The following is a 21065-nucleotide window of genomic DNA, read 5'->3' as shown; positions in this document are numbered from 1 at the left end:
TGACTCCTGGTAACCGGTGGCAGCGTTTGCTCCACTTCAAAACAACGAATTTCGCTTGGGGCGAGGAAGACTTCTCAACTGAGTCCATCTACCGGGCATACAAAGTCTGCACCATGCTGACGGTGTTTCGGGGCCCGGTCACCCGAACCGTGGAGCGGTAATACACCTGCGTCGCGGAAGTGAACGAAACAGCCCCCGATTTTTTGCTGCCCGAAGTGGTGTTCGACAAATTCATGCACTTGGTGGCAATATCGGTGACGGGCGTCGGTCCAGTGCAAAGGCGATCAATCACATATTGCACGGAATAACTGGAATCAACAACAGTGGTCGGCACCAGCGCCCAGTCGATGGAGGTCGGCATACCCACAGCGTCGATGACTTGCATGGTGGGGTAATAGTTACACGCCCCGGCCGCGCAGCTCGCCGGGTAGTTGGCGTCAAGCGAGGTCGTCACGACGGTGCCAAGCGTTGTCAATGCGGTTTCCACACCCACATCGGTGGCATTCAGCGAGGCTTGCCGAAAAGCAAGATTGCCGGAAATAACATTGGTGGAATCCACCGCCCGAATGAGCGCCAACCCCGCAATCGTCATCGCCACCAGCGCGATCAGGGCGATCACCAGCGATACGCCGCGCTGCCGGGCGCGAGCAGTAGTTGCAGAAAACGAGTTCTGTTTCATACACCCGCCCAAATCACGTTGCGCATGGGAATCACGGACTGGTAAACCCGGTAGCGGTATTTTTTCCAGTCCGCATTGGCACTGAGGTCAATCAACGGCGCAGGATCAGCCGCGGTGTCCACCCATGCACATGGGCCATTGTTAACATTGAGAGAAATATTGGTGCAAGTAGAGGTCACATCCGCGCCTTCCCGTTGAGAACTGCGCGCCACAATCACCAGCCGAACGGCTTTGATCCGCTTGACTTTGGCTGAATCCAGGACATTCCAACCCGTGGCGGCTGTGGCATTCACCCACGCATTGACGTCCTGACTGCCTACATTGGCAATGCCATATTGAGCTTTGAGCTTGACGATGTCACCGGCCAACACCGCCGTGGTCGCGGCACCCGCTCCACTGGTGGCCGTTTGCGCTAGTTGATTGCTGCCATTCACCGTATAAGAGCGTACCAACAAATTGCCAATTTTCAGAATTTTGGCACCTGTCGAAAAAGCCGGCCAAGCATTGGTGTTTTGAAACGAGGTCGGCGGGTTGTAGGTGGTTGAGCCCCCTGGGTTGTGCTGTAGCTTGAGCGCGGAGCCCATCACCTGCGTGATGGACATCACGGTGCACTTTCCAGTACTACTGTCAACAGCCAAAACAACGTCACCGTCGGCGAAGCCAGTGATTGAATTGACGTCAAGCACCGATGATGACGAGGGCATTGTGTTCGTGATCACCGCCGGCAAGGCACCCAAAAAATCAGATCCACGTTTGGTGGTCAACGTGTCGGACCCGGTCCCGCCGTCGATGATCTGAATTGGCACCAAGCCCATGCCGCCCGAGTACGCTGGAATGGGGGTAACTGCTACGCCCGCTGTCTCGTAATAGCTATACAACGACGTGCAGTCGAAAGCCGCAGAATCCGTCAGACCAGCCCCGGCGCCCCGGACATCGACTTCCAACTCTGTCAAAGCCAACAGTCCATTTTCTTGCGCCGACGAGCCACTCACCGTGCGTTGTTTCTGACTCTCGAAATTGCCCCAGACCTGAACGATGATCAGTGATACAAGAATGCCGAGCCCCATTCCCACCATGGTTTCGATCAAACTCACGCCGCGTTGCGAAGCGAGCCGTTTTTCCGGGGCCTGATTGGCTTTAAAAATGAACAGCGGATTCATTGGTTAATTTGTGCCGTGGTTGCAAAATTATGAGGTGTGGTCTCTTGTGGGCCTTGCCAACAAACCGTGACCTTGACCTGACGGATACCCGCGACCGGCGTGGTCACCAGAATTTGTGTTTTAGCCGACGCTGCACCGGGCAACTGACTGGAGGCCTGCGAGATCCAACCCGTCACATTGGCATTGGTTGACGCCGTTCCTGTGTAGGCGCACACCGCGCCTGCTTGAAGGTGCGCGTAGCTGTCAATATTGGACCGATCAACCCACATCTGGGCGATGATTTGATTGGCAATGTAAGAGGCGTCAGAACGGTATTTGGCATCGATGCTGTTTTTGATTGAAACAGCTTGAAGGCCCAAGAGACCCAGGATTCCAAACGAAAAAACCAAAATGGCCACCATGGCCTCGAGGAGCGCACTGCCCTTTTGGGACTTCATCAAAGATTTTTTTTTCATTAGCAGCCCATCCCGACACCCGGCTTTGCGCTCGGATCGCACAACCTGACCGCGCCGCCCCCGGTCACCGTAATTCGACGGTTGCGAGCCGATGCTGCTGGAATCAGGATGGTCGGAACCCCAATATCAAGCTGAGTAAACGTACTGGACGCATCCGAATTGGCCACCACTCGCCCTAGGCCGTCGAAGGTCACCTGGGTGGCAGCACTGGGCGTGACGGTGACCGTCGCGGCGCTAGAGCCTTCAGAGAAAGGCCGCGTCTGAACCACGGCCCCCCCGGTTTGCAAGGTGACTGTCCAGCCGGTTTGGGCATCCTTGGTAAAAATCACCCGCTCATTGCGTCGAATCGCCTCAACGCGCGCCAGTTGAAGTCCGTCATGCAACGCCTGGGCACCGGTTCTAATTTGGGAATTGGCCAGCATGACCTGAAATGAAGGAACAGAAATGGCGAGCAGGATCGCTGCAATGGCAATCGTGACACTGAGTTCGATCAGCGTCATGCCGCGTTGAAATCGCCGCCTCAGCATTCACTGCCTTTCACCAACCAACAGGCCTTGGCCACGGTGCCGCCCTTAAATATGCTGGTTGATTTTGCATTGACCTCTGTCAAGGCATAGGTGTAATCGCCAGTGGCACTGCCCAGACTTCCAGCGATGCTGGTGGCCGTAATGGTGAAAGCGACGCTAGGTGTCGCGTTGCTGACCACACACGAGTAACTGAAATAGGAACTATTGCCAACCACCACCGGGCAGGCGGCATTGGCAGTGCCGTAATTGCGGTTGTCCTGGAAATATTGCTCCATCTTGATCCGGTAGTCCGCCATGGCCGCCATGCCGTCCGTGATCTTTCCCCGATTCACGTAGCTGGTATACGACGGCAAGGCGATTGAGGCAAGTATGGCGACGATCGCCACCACGATCATCAACTCAATCAAGGTAAATCCATTGCGCTTCATCAGTTAGCCCCAGTGAAATTTAGAATTTATCGAGTTTATAAGGCGTCAGGATTCACCCCTGAACCTCGGTTGCCATCTTTACAATAATGCTAAGGCAACACGCCTGCACACGCACGTGCCATTCGACGAAAGGGCTGAATTCGGCGACAAGTGGTAACTGACCCCAGCGTTGGCTGGCCTCTTGCACATTAAGCGAGCGGGAGCGCTCAATCGTCCACAGGCTCCAAACCAGGAAATAGCACCTCCGTGAATCCGAAGTGGGTGAAATCTTTGACCCGCATCGGGTACAGCAGACCAATCAGGTGGTCGCACTCGTGTTGCACCACCCGGGCGTGAAATCCTTCGACAGTGCGATCAATCGGGTCGCCATACTGGTCAAACCCGGTGTACCGAATACGCGAAAAGCGCGGCACCTTGGCCCGCAGACCGGGCACTGACAGGCACCCTTCCCAATCTTCTTCTTGCTGAACAGTGCCTACGTCCTGGCTGACCAGCGGCGTGATCACCGGATTGAGCAGCACCGTGCGCGGCACCGGTGGCGCCTCCGGGTAACGGGGGTTCGCGGTGTTGGTGCCAAAAATCACCAGCTGCAAATAGACGCCAATTTGCGGTGCTGCCAAGCCAGCGCCGTTGGCGGCGTGCATGGTGTCCAGCAAATCGGTGATGAGCAGGTGCAGCTCGTCCGTGTCAAATTCGGCAACGGGCTGGGCAATACGCAGCAAGCGCGGGTCGCCCATCTTGAGAATGTCACGCACCGTCATTGAGTAACTCCATTAATCCAGCTTCATCCAGCACGGCAACGCCGAGTTCTTGCGCCTTGGTCAATTTGCTGCCGGCCTCGGCCCCAGCCACAACAAAGGTCGTTTTCTTGCTCACCGAACCAGCGACTTTGCCACCGGCGGCTTCAATCAAGTCTTTGGCCTCATCCCGCCCCATGGTGGGCAGCGTGCCGGTGATGACAAAGGTCTTGCCGCTCAGCAGCTTGGCTGTCACTGGCGCTGGCGGGCCCTCCGGCCAAGTCACGCCGCAGGCGCGCAATTGCTCCACCACTTCGCGGTTGTGACGTTGGTCAAAAAAGGTGCGCAGGCTCTGGGCCACGATGGGCCCGACATCGTCGACCTCCAGCAGTTGCTCCAGCGTGGCGTCCATGATGGTGTCGAGCTGACCAAAATGCTTGGCCAGTGCTTTGGCGGTGGCCTCACCCACGTGGCGAATGCCCAGGCCAAACAGAAAGCGCGGCAGCGTGGTTTGCTTGGATTTCTCCAACGCCGCCACGATGTTCTGGGCGGATTTGTCCGCCATACGGTCCAAGTTGGCCAAGGCCGTGAAGCCCAGCCGGTACAGGTCTGGCAGGGTGTGAATCACTTTGGCGTCAACCAACTGGTCCACTAGCTTGTCACCCAGGCCTTCAATTTCCACCGCGCGGCGCTGGGCGAAATGCAGTATGGCCTGCTTGCGCTGGGCGCTGCAAAACAGCCCGCCGGTGCATCGGTAGTCCGCTTCGTCTTCTTCGCGCACCGCCGCGCTGCCGCAGACCGGGCAAATATGTGGCATGGTGAACTGCGGGGCGTCTGCCACCCGCTTGTCCAACAGCACGGACACCACCTCGGGAATCACGTCGCCCGCGCGGCGCACGATGACGGTGTCGCCCACCCGCACATCCTTGCGCCGGGCTTCGTCTTCGTTGTGCAGCGTGGCATTGGTCACGGTGACGCCACCCACGAATACGGGCGCGAGTTTGGCCACTGGCGTGAGCTTGCCGGTGCGCCCCACCTGCACCTCAATGCCGAGCACCGTGGTCAACTGCTCTTGCGCCGGAAACTTGTGGGCCACAGCCCAGCGTGGCTCGCGGGTCACAAAACCCATGCGGCGCTGCAGTTCCCGGCTGTTGACCTTGTAAACCACCCCATCAATATCAAACCCCAGCCCGTCGCGCTGCTGGCCAATGGACTGGTAATACGCTACCAATTCAGTAGCACCTTGTGCAACCTGCACTAGCGCTGAGACCGGAAAACCCCAAGATTTCAAGGTTTGAAGCATCTCAAAGTGAGTCTCGAAACTTGGCCCGCCCGACTGGACCGCAGTGACCTCACCCAGACCATAGGCAAAAAAGCTCAAGGGGCGTTGCGCGGCAATGCTGGGGTCCAGTTGTCGCACCGCACCCGCGGCGGCGTTGCGGGTGTTCACAAAGGTTTTCAGTCCCCGTTCACGTTGCTTGGCGTTCAAGGCCTCAAAGTCGTCTCGGCGCATGTAGACCTCTCCGCGCACCTCCAGCACCGACGGCACCTTGGCCGGTAACCGCAATGGAATTTGGCCGATGGTGCGAATATTCTGTGTCACGTCCTCGCCCATCTCGCCGTCGCCGCGTGTGGCGGCTTTCACCAGCACACCTTGTTCGTAACGCAGACTCATGGCCAGCCCGTCGAACTTGGGTTCGGCCACATAGGCGATTGGAGATGCAGACTCGTCCAGCCCCAATTCCCGGCGTGCCCGGGCGTCAAAGTTTTCAGCGCCACTGGCTTCGGTGTCGGTTTCGGTGCGAATGCTCAGCATGGGCACAGCGTGGCGCACGCTGACGAAGGCATCCAGAGGCCGCCCGCCCACGCGTTGAGTGGGCGAATCGGGCGTTAGCCACTCAGGGTGTGCAAACTCAATGGCCTGTAGTTCTTGAAACAGCCGGTCGTATTCGGCATCGGGAATCTGCGGATCATCCAGCACGTAATAGCGATGGGCGTGCGCATGCAAGTTGCGCTTTAGCTCGACAAAGTAGGTTAAGTCAGGCTGGGCCGCATGTGAAAACAGATCGTGAACAGGAGGCACCGAGGGCGGCATAAATGAAGCGAAAAAAGGAATCAGGAAAACAGGCGGCGCGCCAGGGCTGAGCCCGCAGCCAGGTCGCGCTGCTCCAGCGTGTCGTACAGGCCCTCCAGCTCCGTCGAAATCTGGTCCAGTGCCTCCACCGGCAAGGGAATGCCGTTGTCATCGGTGATCACGCCGTCCATGTCCGCGGCGAGCGCCACGGCGATGTCTCGCATGCGCTGAAACGCCTGCTCGCTACGTTGCACCTGGGGCACATCCAGACTGAGTGAAACCTCGCGAATGGCAGATTGCGCCGGGTCATCGGCCAGTGCCGCTTGGGTATCGAAGTTGAGGACCAAGACAGGCGGCAAGCCCACCGCGCTGGCCGGCACCACCATGCGACCTGGAATGGCGCCAGCCACAAAGCCGTGGCGGGCCGCATTTTGTTGCACGTAGCCTGGGCTCCAGGCCGCCCGACGGGCTTGCAGTGCAAAGCCGAGCTGGGCGTCGTGGTCGCCGGCAAACTGGTCCAGTTCGCGGGCGCGGGCTACTTCTTCGCGCATTTCAGGGAAATCGGGCGTGCCGTTGATGGTGTCGCAAAACCCCTGGGTTTTCATGAAAAATTCGGAGTACTCAATCTCATTGAGCGGCCCCGACCGATTGGCCAACTGCACACCGGCCTGAAGCTGCGTGTAGCGTTGCCCGGCAAGAGGCACTTCCCATTGCTCGGAGGTCTGGTTCAGTCCCTCGATCGAAAACGGCTTGCTGCCCACCCGCCGCGTGGCCGGCATGGCCGCCAGCGCGGCATCGCCGGAAACCACGGCGTCCAGCGCAATGGGAGCAATGACGTCGATCAGCGCGTCCATGGCGGGCTTCTTTTCTGGCGTGGGCAGCGGGAAGTGGGCCGCATCAAAGGCAGCAGCGTCTAACTCAGGCTCAATGCCTTCACCGGGCATTGGCACGGTGTCGAGCCCGGCGCCTGGCTCGACCGGTGTGGGTTGGCGCGGCTGGTTTTTACGGGACGACCACGCCGCTTGCACAGCCATCGCGATCAACACGGCCGCGCCAATGCCGGCCAGCCCCAGTTGGAGAGTGCTCATGTCATTCACAGTGCCTCCGCCATTGAAACTGCTGAATCCATGTCGACTGCCACGATCCGTGACACGCCCTGCTCTTGCATGGTGACTCCAATCAATTGTTCGGCCATTTCCATGGCAATCTTGTTGTGACTGATGAACAGGAACTGAGTTTCCTTGCTCATGCTGGACACCAGCTTGGCATAACGCTCGGTATTGGCATCATCCAGCGGCGCATCCACCTCGTCCAGCAAACAAAACGGTGCGGGGTTGAGCTGAAAAATGGCAAACACCAGCGCAATCGCCGTCAGTGCTTTTTCACCGCCCGAAAGCAGGTGAATGGTCTGGTTTTTCTTGCCCGGCGGCTGGGCCACCACTTGCACGCCCGAGTCCAAAATCTCTTCACCGGTAATGACCAGGCGCGCGTTGCCCCCGCCAAACAGCTCGGGAAACATGCGGCCAAAGTGCTCGTTGACCGCGTTGAACGTGCCTGAGAGCAACTCGCGCGTTTCGCCGTCAATCTTCCTGATTGCGTCTTCCAGCGTGGTCATGGCCTCGGTCAAATCAGCCGTCTGGGCATCCAGGAACAGCTTGCGCTCGCGGGCAGACGCCAACTCATCCAGCGCGGCCAGGTTCACGGCGCCCAAGGCGGTGATTTCCCGGTTGATGCGATCAATCTCACTTTGCAGGCCCAGCAAACGCACACTGCCCTCGGTGATGGACAGCGCGACGGCCTCCAAATCGGCTTTGGCGTCTTCCAGCAACTGGGTGTACTGCTCAAACCCCAAGCGCGCGGCCTGCTCTTTGAGTTGGAACTCGGTGATGCGCTGTCGCAAGGGGTCCAACTCGCGTTCCAGCTGCAGGCGGCGCTCATCACTGGCGCGCAGCTTGGCAGTCAGGTCGTCGTATTCGCTACGCCGGGCACCCAGGGTTTTCTCACGATCGAGCTTGACGCTCAAAGCATTTTGCAAACCACCCTGCGCCGCCGCGTCGTTCAGGCGCAGTAATTCATCTTCGGCTCTTTGGGCTTCAGCCTTCACAGAGTCTGCCTGTTGCACTGCAGTTTCGATAGCACGCGACAACTCGGCCTTGCGTGCGTCCAGGCTGCGCATTGAGAACGTGGCTTCTTGCGCCTGGCGCTCCAAGCTGCGTTGCTGCTCGCGGCATTCGTTCAGCTTGCGCTCGGCGTTGATCACGCGCTCGTCCAACTGGGCATGGCTCTCTTGCGCATCGGCCAGTTGCATGTCCAACTCTTCAAAGCGGGCCTCGGCGGTGACGCGTCGCTCTTGCAGGTCTTCCAGTTGGGAGTCCACCTCGGCCAAGTCACCTTCAATCTGGGCACTGCGCAGACGCGCCTGCTCGGCCATTTGGGTCAGGCGCAAGGTTTCCACTTGCAGCCCGTGGGTGCGGCTTTGGCTCTCGCTGGCTTCGCGGCGCACCGCCACCAGTCGCTGAGAGGCATCGGCATACGCGGCCTCCGCCCGCACGAGGGCGGAGCGGGACTCTTCGTTGATCAGGGCCTGCGCCTTGAGTTGTTTCTCAAGGTTTTCAATCTCTTGCGCCCGGCCCAACAAGCCCGCCTGCTCTGAGTCGGGGGCGTAAAAACTCACACCATAGGGGCCAACCGAATGGCCGCCTTTGACAAAAATCAGCTCACCCGGCTGCAGTTGAGCACGCTGAGCCAGCGCTTCTTCAAAGCTGGCGGCGGTGTAGCAACCCTGCAGCCAATCGATCATTACCGCTTTTTGGCCGGCGTCGTTCACGCGCAGCAAATCCGACAAACGTGGCAAAGCGCTTGGGCCGAGGGGCAGCGCGGCCTGTGGTGGGCTGTAAAACGCAAGTTTGGCGGGCGGCGCGTCATTGCCAAACGCGCGCACCATGTCCAGCCGGGACACTTCCAGCGCCCCCAGCCGTTCGCGAAGCGCGCCTTCCAGCGCGTTTTCCCAGCCTTGCTCAATATGGATGCGGCTCCACAAGCCTTGCAAGCTCTCCAGGCCATGCTTGGTGAGCCAGGGTTGCAACTTGCCGTCGGTTTTGACTTTTTCCTGCAAAGCCTTGAGGGCCTCCATGCGGGCCGAAAAATCAGCCAAGCGGGAGGACTCGGCGTTCACGGCCTGTTGGCAGACGCGCCGGGCGTCGTCCAACTGTGGCACTGACTCCTGCAACTCAGCCAAGCGGGCTTCGGCCACGCCGGTGCTTTCTTGCGCCTCTTCCAACTGGCTTTGCAGGGCCAGCAAACGGTCTTCGTCAGGCGCGGCCAGGGCGTTGCGGTCGGTGTTCAGACGCTCACGGCGGCTGCTTAACTGACGAGACTGCTCTTCAATGCTGCGCTGGTCAGCGGCCAGCACCTGAATCTGCTGCTGCACCTGTGCCACGCCGGTACGCTGCTCATTGGCGGCTTTTTGGGCGACGCGCAAAGCGTCTTCCAGATCAGGCAATTGCTGCGCCTGGTCTTCCACCTGGGCGGCCAGCAACTCGGTCTTTTCCTCGCCCACCATGGCCAATTCCAGCAAATTCTCAATCTCCGCCTGGGCGTCTTCCTGCCGGGTAATCCATTGGCCACCCTGCTCCTTGAGGGTGATCAGACGCTGCTCAACGCGTTGGCGCCCTTCCACCACGAAGCGAATTTCAGCCTCAAGCCGGCCAACTTCGGTGCTGGCTTCGTACAAATGGCCCTGGGCTTGGTTGACGTGGTCGCCCGCAGCGTAGTGGGCCTGACGCACGGTTTCCAGTTCGTTTTCAATCGCACGCAGGTCGGCCACACGGCTTTCCAGCGCATTCACCGCACCCTGGGCGTCAGCACGCACCTTGGCCTGATCGGCCTCGGACTCGGTGCGCTTCAAAAACCAGAGCTGGTGCTGCTTGAGCGTGACGTCGGCATTGAGCCGGTTGTAGCGCAGCGCCACTTCAGCCTGCTTTTCCAGCTTCTCCAGATTGGCGTTCAGCTCGCGCAGGATATCTTCCACGCGGGTCAGGTTCTCACGCGTGTCAGAAAGGCGGTTTTCGGTTTCCCGACGACGTTCTTTGTACTTGGAGACCCCCGCGGCCTCCTCCAGAAACAGGCGTAATTCTTCGGGCTTGGACTCAATGATCCGGCTGATCGTGCCCTGGCCAATGATGGCGTAGGCGCGTGGGCCCAGGCCGGTGCCCAAAAAGACGTCTTGCACGTCACGCCGGCGCACGGGCTGGTTGTTGATGTAGTAACTGCTATTGCCGTCGCGGGTGAGCACCCGCTTGACGGCAATTTCTTCAAACTGATTCCACTGGCCGCCGGCGCGGTGGTCGGCGTTCTCAAACACCAACTCCACGCTGGAGCGGCTGGCGGGCTTGCGGGTGGTGGTGCCGTTAAAGATCACGTCCTGCATCGACTCGCCGCGCAATTCAGACGCTTTGGACTCACCCAGCACCCAGCGAACGGCATCCATGATGTTGGATTTGCCGCAGCCGTTCGGCCCAACGACGCCCACTAACTGCCCCGGCAGCATGAAGGTGGTGGGTTCGGCGAAGGACTTGAATCCCGATAACTTGATTGAATTGAGGCGCACGGAACGTTAAAGAGTCAGACTTGGGAGTGAAATGAGGGCCAACGGGTCACCCTGCGGCATAGCCCCATGATAACTTGCGGGGTCAACCCAAGCGCCGTCTGGCCGTCGCCCATGGTCGTGGGACTTGTGACGAAATTCACATAAAAACACCATTGAATAAATAGCAGTTTCCGCCCTGTTTAAATGCACCAGAGGCTTATTTGCCCACTTTTTCAACCATCGTCAGCGCTTGATCAATCCTGCCAAAAACAGCAGCAAAGACGCCCCGGCGATGGCCCGGACCAACAACCCCACCCAGCCCGTCACCGACAAGCCCAACAACCCAAAGGCCCAGCCGCCCACGACAGCACCCAAAATACCGAGCAAGATATTGCCCAGCAAGCCAAAACCGCCACCCTTCATCAGGCGCCCGGCCACCCAACCGGCTAGCGCACCGGTGGCAATCCAGATCACAAATGACATCAGTCCCATGGTGTGCTCCCTATTTCAAGATGCAATGCTTGGCGTAATCGACGGCCTGGTTGGCGGTCCAATCCGCTGGCTGCTTGCCTTTCATTTCCGTGCACCACCGCTCGCTGCCCACTTCGGCGGCACACCCACTAACAAGCAACAACAACGCGGTCACAACCACAAAAGAGCCAATTTTTGTCAATGTATTCATATGTTTACCTTCAAATTGGTAGGGCAGGCAACCGTCAGCCGGACAAAATAGCTATCAAATAAATAGCTACATGTGCAATGAAAACGGAGCCTAGTGGTCATTTTTATCAAAAATTCATGCAACATCACTGACCTGCGCCAGTGAGGTCAAAGTGCGATCTTGCAGCATACCCCGCCAATCCGGGATGCAAGGGAATTCAATGCGGGGTGTGCGCCCATTCGTGTGACGAGCGGTAAGCGCTCGCCCCAGTCAAGCCAGGGCATTGCCACCTGCTTAGGCCAACTCCACCTCAACCGGACCTTGGGCCATCGCCATCACCTCCCGCGCCGGCAAGGTTTTAAGGCGGTGATCGCTCCAGACCTGGCGCCAGCGGCGCGAACCCGCCAAACCATGGCGCAATCCCAGCATGTGGCGGGCAATCGAATACCAGGGCGTGCCATGGGCAGCGGCTTCCCGGTCCATATAAGCCACCATCTCGGCCTCCACACTCTCGCGAGTCAACGCGCTGGGCGCGGCACCATAAAAGGCCGCATCCCACTCGCTCAGCCACCAGGGGTTGTGATAAGCCTCGCGGCCCAGCATGGCGCCGTCCAGGTATTGCAACTGCTCGGCCACCTGCACCGTGGTGGTGATGCCACCGTTGACCACGATGGTGAGCTTAGGAAAGTCACGCTTGAGTTGGTGCACCACGTCATAACGCAGCGGTGGAATTTCGCGGTTTTCTTTCGGGGACAAGCCCTTGAGCCAGGCATTGCGAGCGTGCACGATGAAGGTGGTGCAACCCGCGTCATTCAAAGTGCCCACAAAGTCCCGCACAAACCCATAGCTCTCGTCTTTGTCAATGCCAATGCGGTGTTTGACCGTGACCGGGATCTGCACCACGTCCAGCATGGCTTTGACGCCGTCGGCCACCAACGCGGCTTCGTTCATCAGGCAGGCGCCAAACGCGCCGCGCTGCACCCGCTCGCTGGGGCAGCCGCAGTTCAAATTGATTTCGTCGTAACCCCATTGCTCACCCAACTTGGCGCAGTGCGCCAGATCGGCCGGCTCGCTGCCGCCCAACTGCAGCGCCAATGGGTGCTCCTCGGCGTTAAAACGCAGGTGACGCGCCACCTCGCCATGAATGAGCGCACCGGTGGTGACCATTTCTGTGTACAACAAGGCGTGGCGCGATAGCAAGCGGTGCAGATAGCGGCAATGTCTATCCGTCCAGTCCATCATCGGGGCAACACTTATTCGATGCCTGCTAAGTTGTTGAATTATAACGATATTTTCCACTTCAGTTGACCTCGTTTTATGCCATGTGCAATAAATAGTGCACACGAATGCCCAAAAAGGGCAATAATCAGTAAACAAATGAACACACACTGATTGCACACAATGCCCACATTCTCGCAGCTACCCTCCGGAAAATGGCGCGCACAAGTCCGCAAGAAAGGCCTGTACAAAGCGGCCACCTTCGACAGCAAGCGCGAAGCGAAGGAATGGGCAACCGTGATTGAGGCGCAATCGACCCACGCGGCAGCGGGCAGCTATATGCCAGTGCCAAAGGCCGCAACCCTCGCAGACTTGATCGACAAGTACAACGAGACAGTGACCAAGGTGCAGGGGCGAACCAAAGAAGCGACCCTCAAAATGATCAAGCGCGAACTGGGTAAGGTGAAGCTGAGCAATCTAAATGCCGTTGTCTTGCGCGACTTCATCGACCGCCGCCAAGCATCCGGCGCAGGTGGCGTGACCATTTCGGCAGACCTGAGCTATCTCAGCACCATATTGAAGTGGGGACGCCATGCCAGACAGCTTGACCTACCCGAGCGCCTCGCCCTTGATATGCGCGCAGGACTCAAGCACCGGGGGCTAGTTACACGCAGCCAAGAGCGTGACCGCGAACCCACCGACGACGAACTAAGACGCCTTTATGACCTTTGGGACAACAACCTGCGCCAAAAAGTACCCATGACCATGCTCTGTCAGTTTGCGCTTGCTACAGGTATGCGACAGGGCGAGATATGCCGGCTTGAAATAGAGGACATTGACAGCAAGGGCAGAACCGTCATCATTCGAGACCGCAAAGACCCCATGAAAAAGCAAGGCAACCACCAGACCGTTCCATTACTGGCTGATGCCTGGGCGATTGTGGAGCCTCTAATTAAAGGGCGTGCGATCGGGTATCTGTTCCCCTACCAAGAATCCAGCGTAAGCGCCGCATTCACCCGGGGCTGCAAGAACGTCAAACCGCCCATCATTGATCTGCACTTCCATGACCTGAGACACCGGGCGACGGCTTCATTTTTCCGCATGGGCCTTGATATACCCCGCGTGGCACTGCTTACCGGGCATAAGACCTGGGCGATGCTGGCCCGGTACACAAAGATCACATCAAGCGACGTGCACGACTCAATTAGAAAACCGGCTGTCAGCGCCGATTGAATATTGAGCCACCCTGCCGATCCAATATTGAGCCAGGGCGGGTTGCCAGTTTTTGAATTGGCAACTGTGGATAAGTGTACCCAGTCGCTGTTTTTTTGAACTCTCCTGTCTTGGTGGTTTTGAATCAGAAACAGCAAAGGGGAAAGGAGCGCAGGGCGACGCCTGTAGCGGATTTCCCCTTTGCGCCCCCTTCAGAAGGGCTCCTCTACTGGCGTTTCTTTGCTCCCTTTACGCGCTTGCTCCCGGGCCTTGATCCGTGACTTCGCCGCCATGGAGCTGTGCTGGAAACGGTATGACTCGTTGCCCGTCTCAACGATATGACAGTGGTGGGTGAGCCGGTCCAGCAGCGCCGTGGTCATCTTGGCATCGATAAACACACTGGACCACTCCGCGAAGCTCAGGTTGGTGGTGGTGATCACACTGGTGTGCTCGTACAGCTTGGAGAGCAGGTGAAACAGCAAGGCCCCACCGGCTTGACTGAACGGCAAATAGCCCAGTTCATCAAGGATCACCAGATCCATGCGCATCAGTGACAGTGCGATGCGCCCGGCCTTGCCATCGCGCTTTTCTTTCTCCAGCACATTGACCAAATCGACGGTGGAATAAAAACGTACCCGTTTGCCTTTGGATGCGATACCGGCCACCGCAATGGCGGTGGCCAAATGGGTCTTGCCGGTGCCCGGCCCACCAATGAGAACGGCGTTCTGTGCGGTGTCCGTAAATGCCAGCGTGGCCAACTGCTTGACCAGTGCCTGATCTACTTTGGAACAAGCAAAGTCAAACCCTGCCAGGTCGCGATGCAAGGGGAACTTGGCCGCGTTCATTTGGTGGCGCACTGAGCGCATGGCACGGTCGGTGTGTTCTGCCTCCAGCAGGTGTTCAATCAACCACTTTGAGGATGCCGTTGATGCCTCGCCTTGAGCCATCAAATCCGTCCAGGCACCCACCATGCCGTGCAAGCGCAGTTCTTTGAGTTCAGTGGTTACATCAGGACGCATGGCTCACCTCCGTCAGCGTACGCAGGCTGTCATAACGCCCTGTATTGGCCACGGGTGCCTCCTGAAGCAGCAAAGTCGTCTCCACCGCCTCGGGTATCGGCTTGGCATTGAGCCGGGCCAGCACGTTGAGGACGTGCTCGGTACTGAGCGCGCCGGACTCAACGACCAGTTCCACCGCCACCAGCACTGCCTCCAGCCCAGCGCTTGGCACTGCGGCCAGCACCTGTGCCATCACCTTGTCACCGCCGTCATGGCGCATCAGGCCCAGCTTCAGTTTCTTCAGGGGCTCGGGCATGTCTGCAAAGGGGGCACCGTTTCGCAAGGCACCGGGTTTGCGCTGTACCAAGTCGATGTAGTGCTGCCAGTCGTAGCTGGTGTGCCCACGGTCCGATAAGCGCTCGTGACTGGCCACCACCGCGTCATGCGCCACCACGCTGATGCGCGTGGGATAGAGCCTGGTGCTAACCCGCTGGCCAGCGAGCTCACAAGGCACCGAATAGCGGTTGCGCTGCACACTCACCAGGCAGGTGCTGGTGACCTTGGCCGGGCTCTCCACGTAGCCGTCAAATGGGGTGGGCATGGGCATCATCTCTGTGCGCTCTTGCTCCAGCATCTCAAGCACACTGAAGTGCTTGTATTCGGGGTGGCGGATCTCGCCCCACAGGGCGCGGCAGCGCTCGCCCAGCCAGGCGTTGAGTTGATCAAATGAATGCCACTGGCGTGTCTGCGCCTCGATCCAGATTCGCCTGCGGCTGTCCTGGACGTTCTTCTCCACGACTCCTTTCTCCCAGCCACTGGCGACGTTGCAGAAGTCGGCATCAAACAGGTAGTGCGTGCACATGACAGCAAAGCGGGCGTTCACAACACGGCCCTTGCCCTTCTTGACTTTGTCCACGGCGGTCTTCATGTTGTCGTAGATGCCGCGCCTGGCCACACCACCCAGGGCCGCAAATGAGCGTGTATGGGCATCGAACAGCATTTCATGACCCTGGCTGGGGTAGGCCACCAGCCAGAAGGCGCGGCTGGCACACAGCTTCATGTGCGACACCTGCATGCGCCGGTAAATGCCACCGACCACCAAACCTTCTTCGCTCCAGTCGAACTGGAAGGCTTCGCCCAGATCAAACTTCAAAGGAACGAAGGCATGAGGCTTCTTCCCCTCGGTGGCGCGCCACTCCCGGATGAAGTCTGTGACACGGCTGTATCCACCCAGGTAGCCACTGGCCTTGATTTGGGCAAACAGTGCTTTGCCTGTGCGTTGGTCTTGTTTGTGGCGGTGGGCATCGGCCTTGAGGGCTTGTTCCAACTCGTCAGTGAGGGCTGTCAGTTTGCCAAACGTCTTGGCCCGTACGTACTTGGGAGCCTCAACTTCTTCGGGGGTCTCCAGCCATTTGTGCACGGTGTTGCGTGACAGTCCCGTGCGTTTTGCAATGGCCCGCTCTGAGAGCTTGTCGCGCATCTGCATGCGCCTTATCTTGCCTAAAAGTTCCATGGTGATCACCTTGTTTGCTCCTGCCTAAAAAATCGGCAGAGCTAGTAAAACACCTGGCTCAGTTTTGAATCGGCACAGCCTCTAAAAGTGGCTCAGTTTTCGGTCGGCGGCAACACGGCAAACGCGATTCGCCACGAGTCAACTCCATCTCACAGTCCCCAAATGTCACTTTTCCGGGCCAACTTTGGAAAGGCCAGAGTGTGCTCAGAGTCAAGATTGTTCAGCGCATTGGCAACCTCCATTGAAAATCCTTGCCTTTTCTCTCCCCTTTTGTTTTGCTGCAAGTCGTCGATCAAGGCAACGAATTCTGGATGCCCCCAAAAGAGTTGGATCTTCTTACCAATGTGCGGGAAAGCTGCGTTTACTTTTATGAAATTTTTATTCTGTTCAATCATGGCGACACACCCGGTCAACGACTAATTTTTGTAATCGCATTTTGCCATTGCATCGCCTGCAACCACTTGCAGTTGGATCAATGCCGGACTCCTTCATCGACCGACGGATGCTTGGAGGTTGCAGTAGTCATCAAACAGCCATTGCGCTGGGGTTTTTTCGTCAGTCGGTTTTTCTTCGTGTGCACAAAAGTGCAGAAACCTACTCAAAATGTAAAAACCGATTGCACACACCGCTGCACACGATCCTCTTGAAACCCTCATTAATGTTGCTTTTTAGCACCCATAAATCATGGGCGCCACGGACAGTTTCCAGCGGTCGGGGGAAATAGGGGTAAGGCTCGACATATGCTCCTGATCATCCCAGCCTGAAGGGAAAAGTCATATGAGGGAGTTACCGAAACCCATTTCTTACAGGCACGGTCCATGGATGCCTCCCTCGAATATCCTCAATGAGAGCGTCTTTCAGCGCTGGCCCGCCAATCACCTTGTCAACAGGCATCAGCCACACCAAGCGCTAGACTTGCAGTTTCGTCATGAGCCCCAAAAATCGGCGCGTACTGCAGGCCATCTTGTATGAAGCCCTTGCTGTTGCATTCGTTGCGCCAGTCTTGAGTTTCGTTTTCGGCGAATCCACGGCCTCATCCCTCGGGCTCGCTGTTGTTCTGTCAAGCATCGCGCTGGGTTGGAACTTCATCTTCAACACCCTCTTTGAGCGCTGGGAAGCGCGCCAGTCCGTGCAAGGTCGATCCCTTGCGAGGCGTTTGGTGCATGGGATTGGTTTTGAAGGCGGACTCGTTGTGATACTTGTACCCGTCATGGCGCTCTGGTTGAATACGTCATTGCTCAATGCCTTCGTGGCGAATCTTGGCTTTCTGGCCTTCTTCTTTGTCTATGCCATTGCCTTCACATGGGCATTCGACCGCGTGTTCGGGCTGCCAGAATCGGCAGAAAAGCACGGTGAGGCCTGACGACGAACGGGCGCAAGGCGGCCATGCTTGCCCCTGTGTGAGAGACTTCACGGTTCGGCAACTTTGCCCTCACACGAACCATGGCCCCACAGACCCAATGAACGACTGGAAACTTCTGCAAATGATCAAGGCTTGCGGCTGGCCTTTGACACCTGAGCTTCTCGCCAATGATGCCGATTTCAATGCGAGGCTTGAGGGTGGGCTGATTCCCCTGCACTGGGCCTGCGCGCAGGGCAAGGCCGGACTGGTCAAGCACATGATTCAGCACGGCGCGGATGTGCAGGACACTGCCGACGACGGCCAAACACCGCTAGTGCTGGCGATAGGCTCTAAAAGTTTTCAGGTGGTGATGCTGTTGATCGACCGGCTCAAGGCCCTGTCCGAACCGCCACCAGACTTGGAATTGCGCAAGCGCCTGACTGATACCTTCATCGAAGGCCATACCGACGCCAAGAACCGCATGTTGCAAACGCTCAAGGACTGGGAGCGCATCGCCAAGAAAGCGGGCACAGCACCTGCGCCCTGACGCGGCTTGGAACAGGCCACCTTGCAACCCCTAGGAGTCTGGGCGGCAGAAGGAGGGAAAACTCTGATGCTGAATGGGTGAGGATGCGCAGAATGAAGGGATGAGCACCAGCTACGTTCCTGACCAGCCCAATCAGCAATACCTCATGCCCTGTGCGTTGCAGGAGTGGTTGCCCTAAGGCCACCTGGCCTACTTCATCAACGACACAGTAGACCGCTTGGACCTGCGTGCATTCCATGTTCGCTACGCCGGCGGTGGCCCGCGTAACCAACCCTTTAACCCGGCCATGATGGTCAAGGTACTGGTGTACGGCTATGCCACCGGCGTCTTCAGTTCACGCAAGATCGCAAGAAAGCTTCGTGAAGACGTGGCCTTTCGGGTGCTGGCAGCTGAGAACTTCCCGGCGCACCGAACGATCCGGGACTTTCGGGCGCTGCACTTGATTGAGTTCACTGAGCTCTTTGTTCAAGTGGTGGGCCTGGCACGCGAGATGGGACTGGTCAAGCTAGGCACCATTGCGGTGGATGGCACCAAGATCAAGGCTAATGCCAGCCGCCACAAGGCCATGAGCTAAGGGCGCATGCAAACCACCGAGGCCGAACTCAAGGCACAGATTTCCGCACTGCTGGAGAAGGCCAGCAACATGAACGAAGCCGAGAAGGATGAGCCTGAGCTGGACATCCCTGCCGAACTAGAGCGCAGACAGGTCCGACTGGCTGCGATTGAGGCCGCCAAGGCCCGATTGGAGGAGCGTCAACGTCAACGCCAAAGCGATGCACAGCGCAGGCGCACTCCAGATGACGAACGCAAACCCAAAGACAAGAATGGCAAGTCCAACGGTGGCAAGCCCTCCCAGCGCGACTTCGGCGTGTCGCCTGCGAAGGCACAGGACAGCTTCACGGACCCCGAGTCACGCATCATAAAGCGTGCCGGTGGAGGGTTTGATTACAGCTACAACGCGCAAACCGCAGTGGACGAGACGGCACACATCATCGTGGCTGCTGAAGTAGTTAACACCAGCTCCGACGTTCATCAACTGCCCATGGTGCTGAACGCCGTCAATTCAAACACGGGCTCATCTGCCACGCAGGTGCTGGCCGATGCAGGCTACCGCAGCGAGGCAGTGATGGCCGAATTGGCAATCACCCAGCCCGAGATGGAACTGGTCATTGCCTTGGGCCGTGAGGGCAAGGTACTAGCCAAGCCCAGGGATGCGCAGCGCTACCCCCAACACGGTGGCGATGGCTGCCAAGTTCGAAACACCACGAGGAAAGATTGACTACCGAAAACGCAAATGGATTGCCGAACCACCAACGGCTGGATCAAGAACGTCTTGGGGTTCAGGCAATTCAGCATGCGCGGGATAGAAAAGGCAAAGGCTGAGTTCAGACTCGTCTGCATGGCGCTCAATTTACGAAGAATAGGGGCGATGAAGACAGCCTGAGAAGAAAACCCGGCCAAAACAGCACCAAAGGTGACTCAACAGAACGTATCAGGCCCGCGTCTGAGCCGCGCAGTCAAAAACCGAAGCGAGGATCTGCGCAAACAACTGTTTTGAAATCTGAAAATCCTCTGCCGCCCAGACTCCTAGGCCCTGTCCGCAGTTGCTCAACCGCAGAACTCTCTCGGAGAAAGAGGCGTTAGACACCCACTACCATACAAGTGCAGGGCAACAGATTGTTCACTGACCTGGCCGTTCGCTGACGCGGCAGCGGTACTACTGGGTTTGATTTGCAAGGCGTGCGACACGGTGGCGCACAACATGTGACGACAAGCAAAAACGCCATCCATCGGTCTCCGGCGACGCTTTATAAAGTGACTAGGCCCGGATGCGGTACCCGGTGCACAAAGACACCGTCCAGCGGATCGACATCCCCCTCCCAGGGCTTTTCCGCCAGCGCCCGCTTGCACGCGCAGACCAACGCCACTGGGCGTGAAATCGATGTCCTTGGTCTGATCCTCATCGGGCAGGTGGGCGGCCATCAAACTCACAATGTGCATCACAGTGCGGCATCCCTAGGCACCCAGCGCCTGGGCATGGGGGTTGCCCGGCAGCTGCCCGGCGAGCTCGCCGATGATGTGGCGCAGATGGTGCAATTGCTTTTGCCGTTCGATGTGCGGCTCTGCCCGGCTGGCAAACTGGATGTCTTTCAGGCGGCTCTGGATGTCCCAGATGCTTTGAGGTTCGTCGCCATGGGGTTCCCACAGACGGCAAGCGAAGATCAATGAGTCACGGCGAGGCTTGTTGTCCAACACCACCTCAATCGGGGTGTTGGAAAACAGGCCGCCGTCCCAGTAGGGGTCGCCGTCGATGCGCACCGCGCCAAAGGCCGGCGCCAGCGCACCCGATGCCATGATGTGATCGATGTTGATGCGTTCGTGTCGACTGTCGAAGTAGCGCATCTGTCCCGTGCGCGCGTTGACGGCCCCCACCGTGATGCGCGTGGACGAGCCGTTCAGGTAGTCAAAATCGACCAGTTCACTCAAGGTGTCGCGCAGCGGTTGTGTGTCGTAGTAGGCGGCCTTCTCGATGCCGAGCGCCTGCCGGGGGCTGAGCCAGGCGGGCAGGTTGGGTTTGGAAAAATCGGGAACACCCTGACCGACCACGCCGATGTTGTGCTGCCACTTTGCCAGACCGGACTGCGACGGAAACAGCTCAAAGGCGCCATGGGCAACCGGCTGCGAGTGCAATCGACCCCAGAACGCTCGCAGGCGTTGCAAACGGTTTTTGGGGTGATTGCCCGCGATGAGGGCCGCGTTGATGGCACCGATGGACGTGCCAATGACCCAATCAGGTTCTTTCCCACCTTCGTGCAAGGCCTGGTAGACCCCCACGTGAAAAGCGCCCACCGCCCCGCCGCCTTGCATGACCATGACGTCCTGCGGCGGGGGACCAGCCATGGCAGGGTCGAGCGCGTGAGTGCGG

At 58.3% G+C, this 21065-nt stretch carries 18 protein-coding genes and 2 pseudogenes; 4 read left to right on the top strand and 16 right to left on the bottom strand.

Translation table 11 applies throughout. The annotated features are described in order from the left end of the window. Positions 1-88 precede the first annotated feature (88 nt). From J8G15_RS02420 to dusA, 12 genes are all read right to left on the bottom strand, one after another. A complete protein-coding gene (locus J8G15_RS02420; protein ID WP_210545833.1) occupies positions 89-679 on the bottom strand; it encodes a hypothetical protein in 591 nt (196 codons plus the stop codon). Further along, complete coding sequence (locus J8G15_RS02415) at positions 676-1839, bottom strand: PilW family protein (RefSeq protein ID WP_210545832.1); 1164 nt, start codon at positions 1837-1839, stop codon at positions 676-678. The genes J8G15_RS02420 and J8G15_RS02415 overlap by 4 nt, the downstream gene beginning before the upstream one ends. Further along, on the bottom strand, positions 1836-2294 hold the full coding sequence (locus J8G15_RS02410) for a hypothetical protein (protein ID WP_210545830.1): 459 nt from the start codon (positions 2292-2294) through the stop codon (positions 1836-1838). Before J8G15_RS02410 ends, J8G15_RS02415 begins: the two co-directional genes overlap by 4 nt. Continuing rightward, a complete protein-coding gene (locus J8G15_RS02405) occupies positions 2294-2821 on the bottom strand; it encodes a GspH/FimT family pseudopilin (protein ID WP_210545828.1) in 528 nt (175 codons plus the stop codon). Before J8G15_RS02405 ends, J8G15_RS02410 begins: the two co-directional genes overlap by 1 nt. Continuing rightward, entirely contained in the window at positions 2815-3249 is a 435-nt protein-coding gene (locus J8G15_RS02400) for a type IV pilin protein (protein WP_255555740.1), read from the bottom strand. The genes J8G15_RS02405 and J8G15_RS02400 overlap by 7 nt, the downstream gene beginning before the upstream one ends. Before the next feature lie 206 nt (positions 3250-3455). Then, a complete protein-coding gene (gene def, locus J8G15_RS02395; RefSeq protein ID WP_210545827.1) occupies positions 3456-4010 on the bottom strand; it encodes a peptide deformylase in 555 nt (184 codons plus the stop codon). Continuing rightward, entirely contained in the window at positions 3997-6081 is a 2085-nt protein-coding gene (ligA, locus tag J8G15_RS02390; protein WP_210545825.1) for an NAD-dependent DNA ligase LigA, read from the bottom strand. The genes def and ligA overlap by 14 nt, the downstream gene beginning before the upstream one ends. 20 nt (positions 6082-6101) lie before the next feature. Beyond that, on the bottom strand, positions 6102-7148 hold the full coding sequence (locus J8G15_RS02385; RefSeq protein ID WP_210545823.1) for a cell division protein ZipA C-terminal FtsZ-binding domain-containing protein: 1047 nt from the start codon (positions 7146-7148) through the stop codon (positions 6102-6104). A gap of 5 nt (positions 7149-7153) precedes the next feature. Further along, positions 7154-10669 (bottom strand): chromosome segregation protein SMC, encoded by a 3516-nt coding sequence (smc, locus tag J8G15_RS02380; protein WP_210545821.1) that lies wholly within the window; start codon positions 10667-10669, stop codon positions 7154-7156. A gap of 222 nt (positions 10670-10891) precedes the next feature. Continuing rightward, positions 10892-11140: a GlsB/YeaQ/YmgE family stress response membrane protein gene (locus J8G15_RS02375; protein WP_240538413.1), complete on the bottom strand. Its 249-nt coding sequence runs from the start codon at positions 11138-11140 to the stop codon at positions 10892-10894. Positions 11141-11150: 10 nt separating this feature from the next. Beyond that, complete coding sequence (locus J8G15_RS02370; RefSeq protein ID WP_210545820.1) at positions 11151-11330, bottom strand: DUF3012 domain-containing protein; 180 nt, start codon at positions 11328-11330, stop codon at positions 11151-11153. Positions 11331-11603: 273 nt separating this feature from the next. Further along, positions 11604-12551, bottom strand: a complete 948-nt coding sequence (dusA, locus tag J8G15_RS02365) for a tRNA dihydrouridine(20/20a) synthase DusA (RefSeq protein ID WP_210545818.1) — start codon at positions 12549-12551, stop codon at positions 11604-11606. Between the two features lie 159 nt (positions 12552-12710). Here dusA and J8G15_RS02360 point away from each other — a divergent pair, with 159 nt between their 5' ends. After that, positions 12711-13760, top strand: coding sequence for a site-specific integrase (locus tag J8G15_RS02360; RefSeq protein WP_210545816.1), 1050 nt, complete (start codon positions 12711-12713; stop codon positions 13758-13760). 191 nt (positions 13761-13951) lie between these two features. On the opposite strand, the gene istB is transcribed toward J8G15_RS02360, so the two are convergent. The 3 genes from istB to J8G15_RS02345 form a co-directional block, all read right to left on the bottom strand. Further along, a complete protein-coding gene (istB, locus tag J8G15_RS02355; protein ID WP_210542236.1) occupies positions 13952-14758 on the bottom strand; it encodes an IS21-like element helper ATPase IstB in 807 nt (268 codons plus the stop codon). Beyond that, positions 14748-16250, bottom strand: a complete 1503-nt coding sequence (istA, locus tag J8G15_RS02350) for an IS21 family transposase (RefSeq protein ID WP_210542235.1) — start codon at positions 16248-16250, stop codon at positions 14748-14750. The genes istB and istA overlap by 11 nt, the downstream gene beginning before the upstream one ends. 149 nt (positions 16251-16399) lie before the next feature. Further along, the gene (locus tag J8G15_RS02345; protein ID WP_210545815.1) at positions 16400-16645 is read right to left on the bottom strand and encodes a hypothetical protein; all 246 of its coding nucleotides are present in this window, start codon (positions 16643-16645) and stop codon (positions 16400-16402) included. A 569-nt stretch (positions 16646-17214) separates the two neighbouring features. Between J8G15_RS02345 and J8G15_RS02340 the strand changes: the two genes are divergently transcribed. The 3 genes and pseudogenes from J8G15_RS02340 (at position 17215) to J8G15_RS02330 (ending at position 19583) form a co-directional block, all read left to right on the top strand. Continuing rightward, entirely contained in the window at positions 17215-17613 is a 399-nt protein-coding gene (locus J8G15_RS02340; protein ID WP_370627473.1) for a PACE efflux transporter, read from the top strand. Positions 17614-17710: 97 nt separating this feature from the next. Next, positions 17711-18139 carry an ankyrin repeat domain-containing protein gene (locus J8G15_RS02335; RefSeq protein WP_210545811.1) on the top strand — a complete coding sequence of 143 codons (429 nt, stop codon included), beginning with the start codon at positions 17711-17713 and terminating at the stop codon, positions 18137-18139. Positions 18140-18239: 100 nt separating this feature from the next. Next, positions 18240-19583, top strand: a pseudogene (locus J8G15_RS02330) (IS1182 family transposase). 364 nt (positions 19584-19947) lie between these two features. Here J8G15_RS02330 and J8G15_RS02325 read toward each other — a convergent pair. Further along, a pseudogene (locus tag J8G15_RS02325) lies at positions 19948-21040 on the bottom strand (patatin-like phospholipase family protein). Between the last annotated feature and the right edge of the window lie 25 nt (positions 21041-21065).

The sequence above is a fragment of the Rhodoferax sp. PAMC 29310 genome (assembly GCF_017948265.1).
In the GTDB taxonomy this organism is placed as follows: Bacteria; Pseudomonadota; Gammaproteobacteria; order Burkholderiales; family Burkholderiaceae_C; genus Rhodoferax.
This window is presented reverse-complemented; position numbering and strand designations above follow the sequence as displayed.

Coding starts and splice junctions, on each gene's coding strand:
- J8G15_RS02420 (WP_210545833.1), bottom strand. CDS start 679: ATGAAACAGAACTCGTTTTCTGCAACTACTGCTCGCGCCCGGCAGCGC.
- J8G15_RS02415 (WP_210545832.1), bottom strand. CDS start 1,839: ATGAATCCGCTGTTCATTTTTAAAGCCAATCAGGCCCCGGAAAAACGG.
- J8G15_RS02410 (WP_210545830.1), bottom strand. CDS start 2,294: ATGAAAAAAAAATCTTTGATGAAGTCCCAAAAGGGCAGTGCGCTCCTC.
- J8G15_RS02405 (WP_210545828.1), bottom strand. CDS start 2,821: ATGCTGAGGCGGCGATTTCAACGCGGCATGACGCTGATCGAACTCAGT.
- J8G15_RS02400 (WP_255555740.1), bottom strand. CDS start 3,249: ATGAAGCGCAATGGATTTACCTTGATTGAGTTGATGATCGTGGTGGCG.
- def (WP_210545827.1), bottom strand. CDS start 4,010: ATGACGGTGCGTGACATTCTCAAGATGGGCGACCCGCGCTTGCTGCGT.
- ligA (WP_210545825.1), bottom strand. CDS start 6,081: ATGCCGCCCTCGGTGCCTCCTGTTCACGATCTGTTTTCACATGCGGCC.
- J8G15_RS02385 (WP_210545823.1), bottom strand. CDS start 7,148: ATGAGCACTCTCCAACTGGGGCTGGCCGGCATTGGCGCGGCCGTGTTG.
- J8G15_RS02375 (WP_240538413.1), bottom strand. CDS start 11,140: ATGGGACTGATGTCATTTGTGATCTGGATTGCCACCGGTGCGCTAGCC.
- J8G15_RS02370 (WP_210545820.1), bottom strand. CDS start 11,330: ATGAATACATTGACAAAAATTGGCTCTTTTGTGGTTGTGACCGCGTTG.
- dusA (WP_210545818.1), bottom strand. CDS start 12,551: ATGATGGACTGGACGGATAGACATTGCCGCTATCTGCACCGCTTGCTA.
- J8G15_RS02360 (WP_210545816.1), top strand. CDS start 12,711: ATGCCCACATTCTCGCAGCTACCCTCCGGAAAATGGCGCGCACAAGTC.
- istB (WP_210542236.1), bottom strand. CDS start 14,758: ATGCGTCCTGATGTAACCACTGAACTCAAAGAACTGCGCTTGCACGGC.
- istA (WP_210542235.1), bottom strand. CDS start 16,250: ATGGAACTTTTAGGCAAGATAAGGCGCATGCAGATGCGCGACAAGCTC.
- J8G15_RS02345 (WP_210545815.1), bottom strand. CDS start 16,645: ATGATTGAACAGAATAAAAATTTCATAAAAGTAAACGCAGCTTTCCCG.
- J8G15_RS02335 (WP_210545811.1), top strand. CDS start 17,711: ATGAACGACTGGAAACTTCTGCAAATGATCAAGGCTTGCGGCTGGCCT.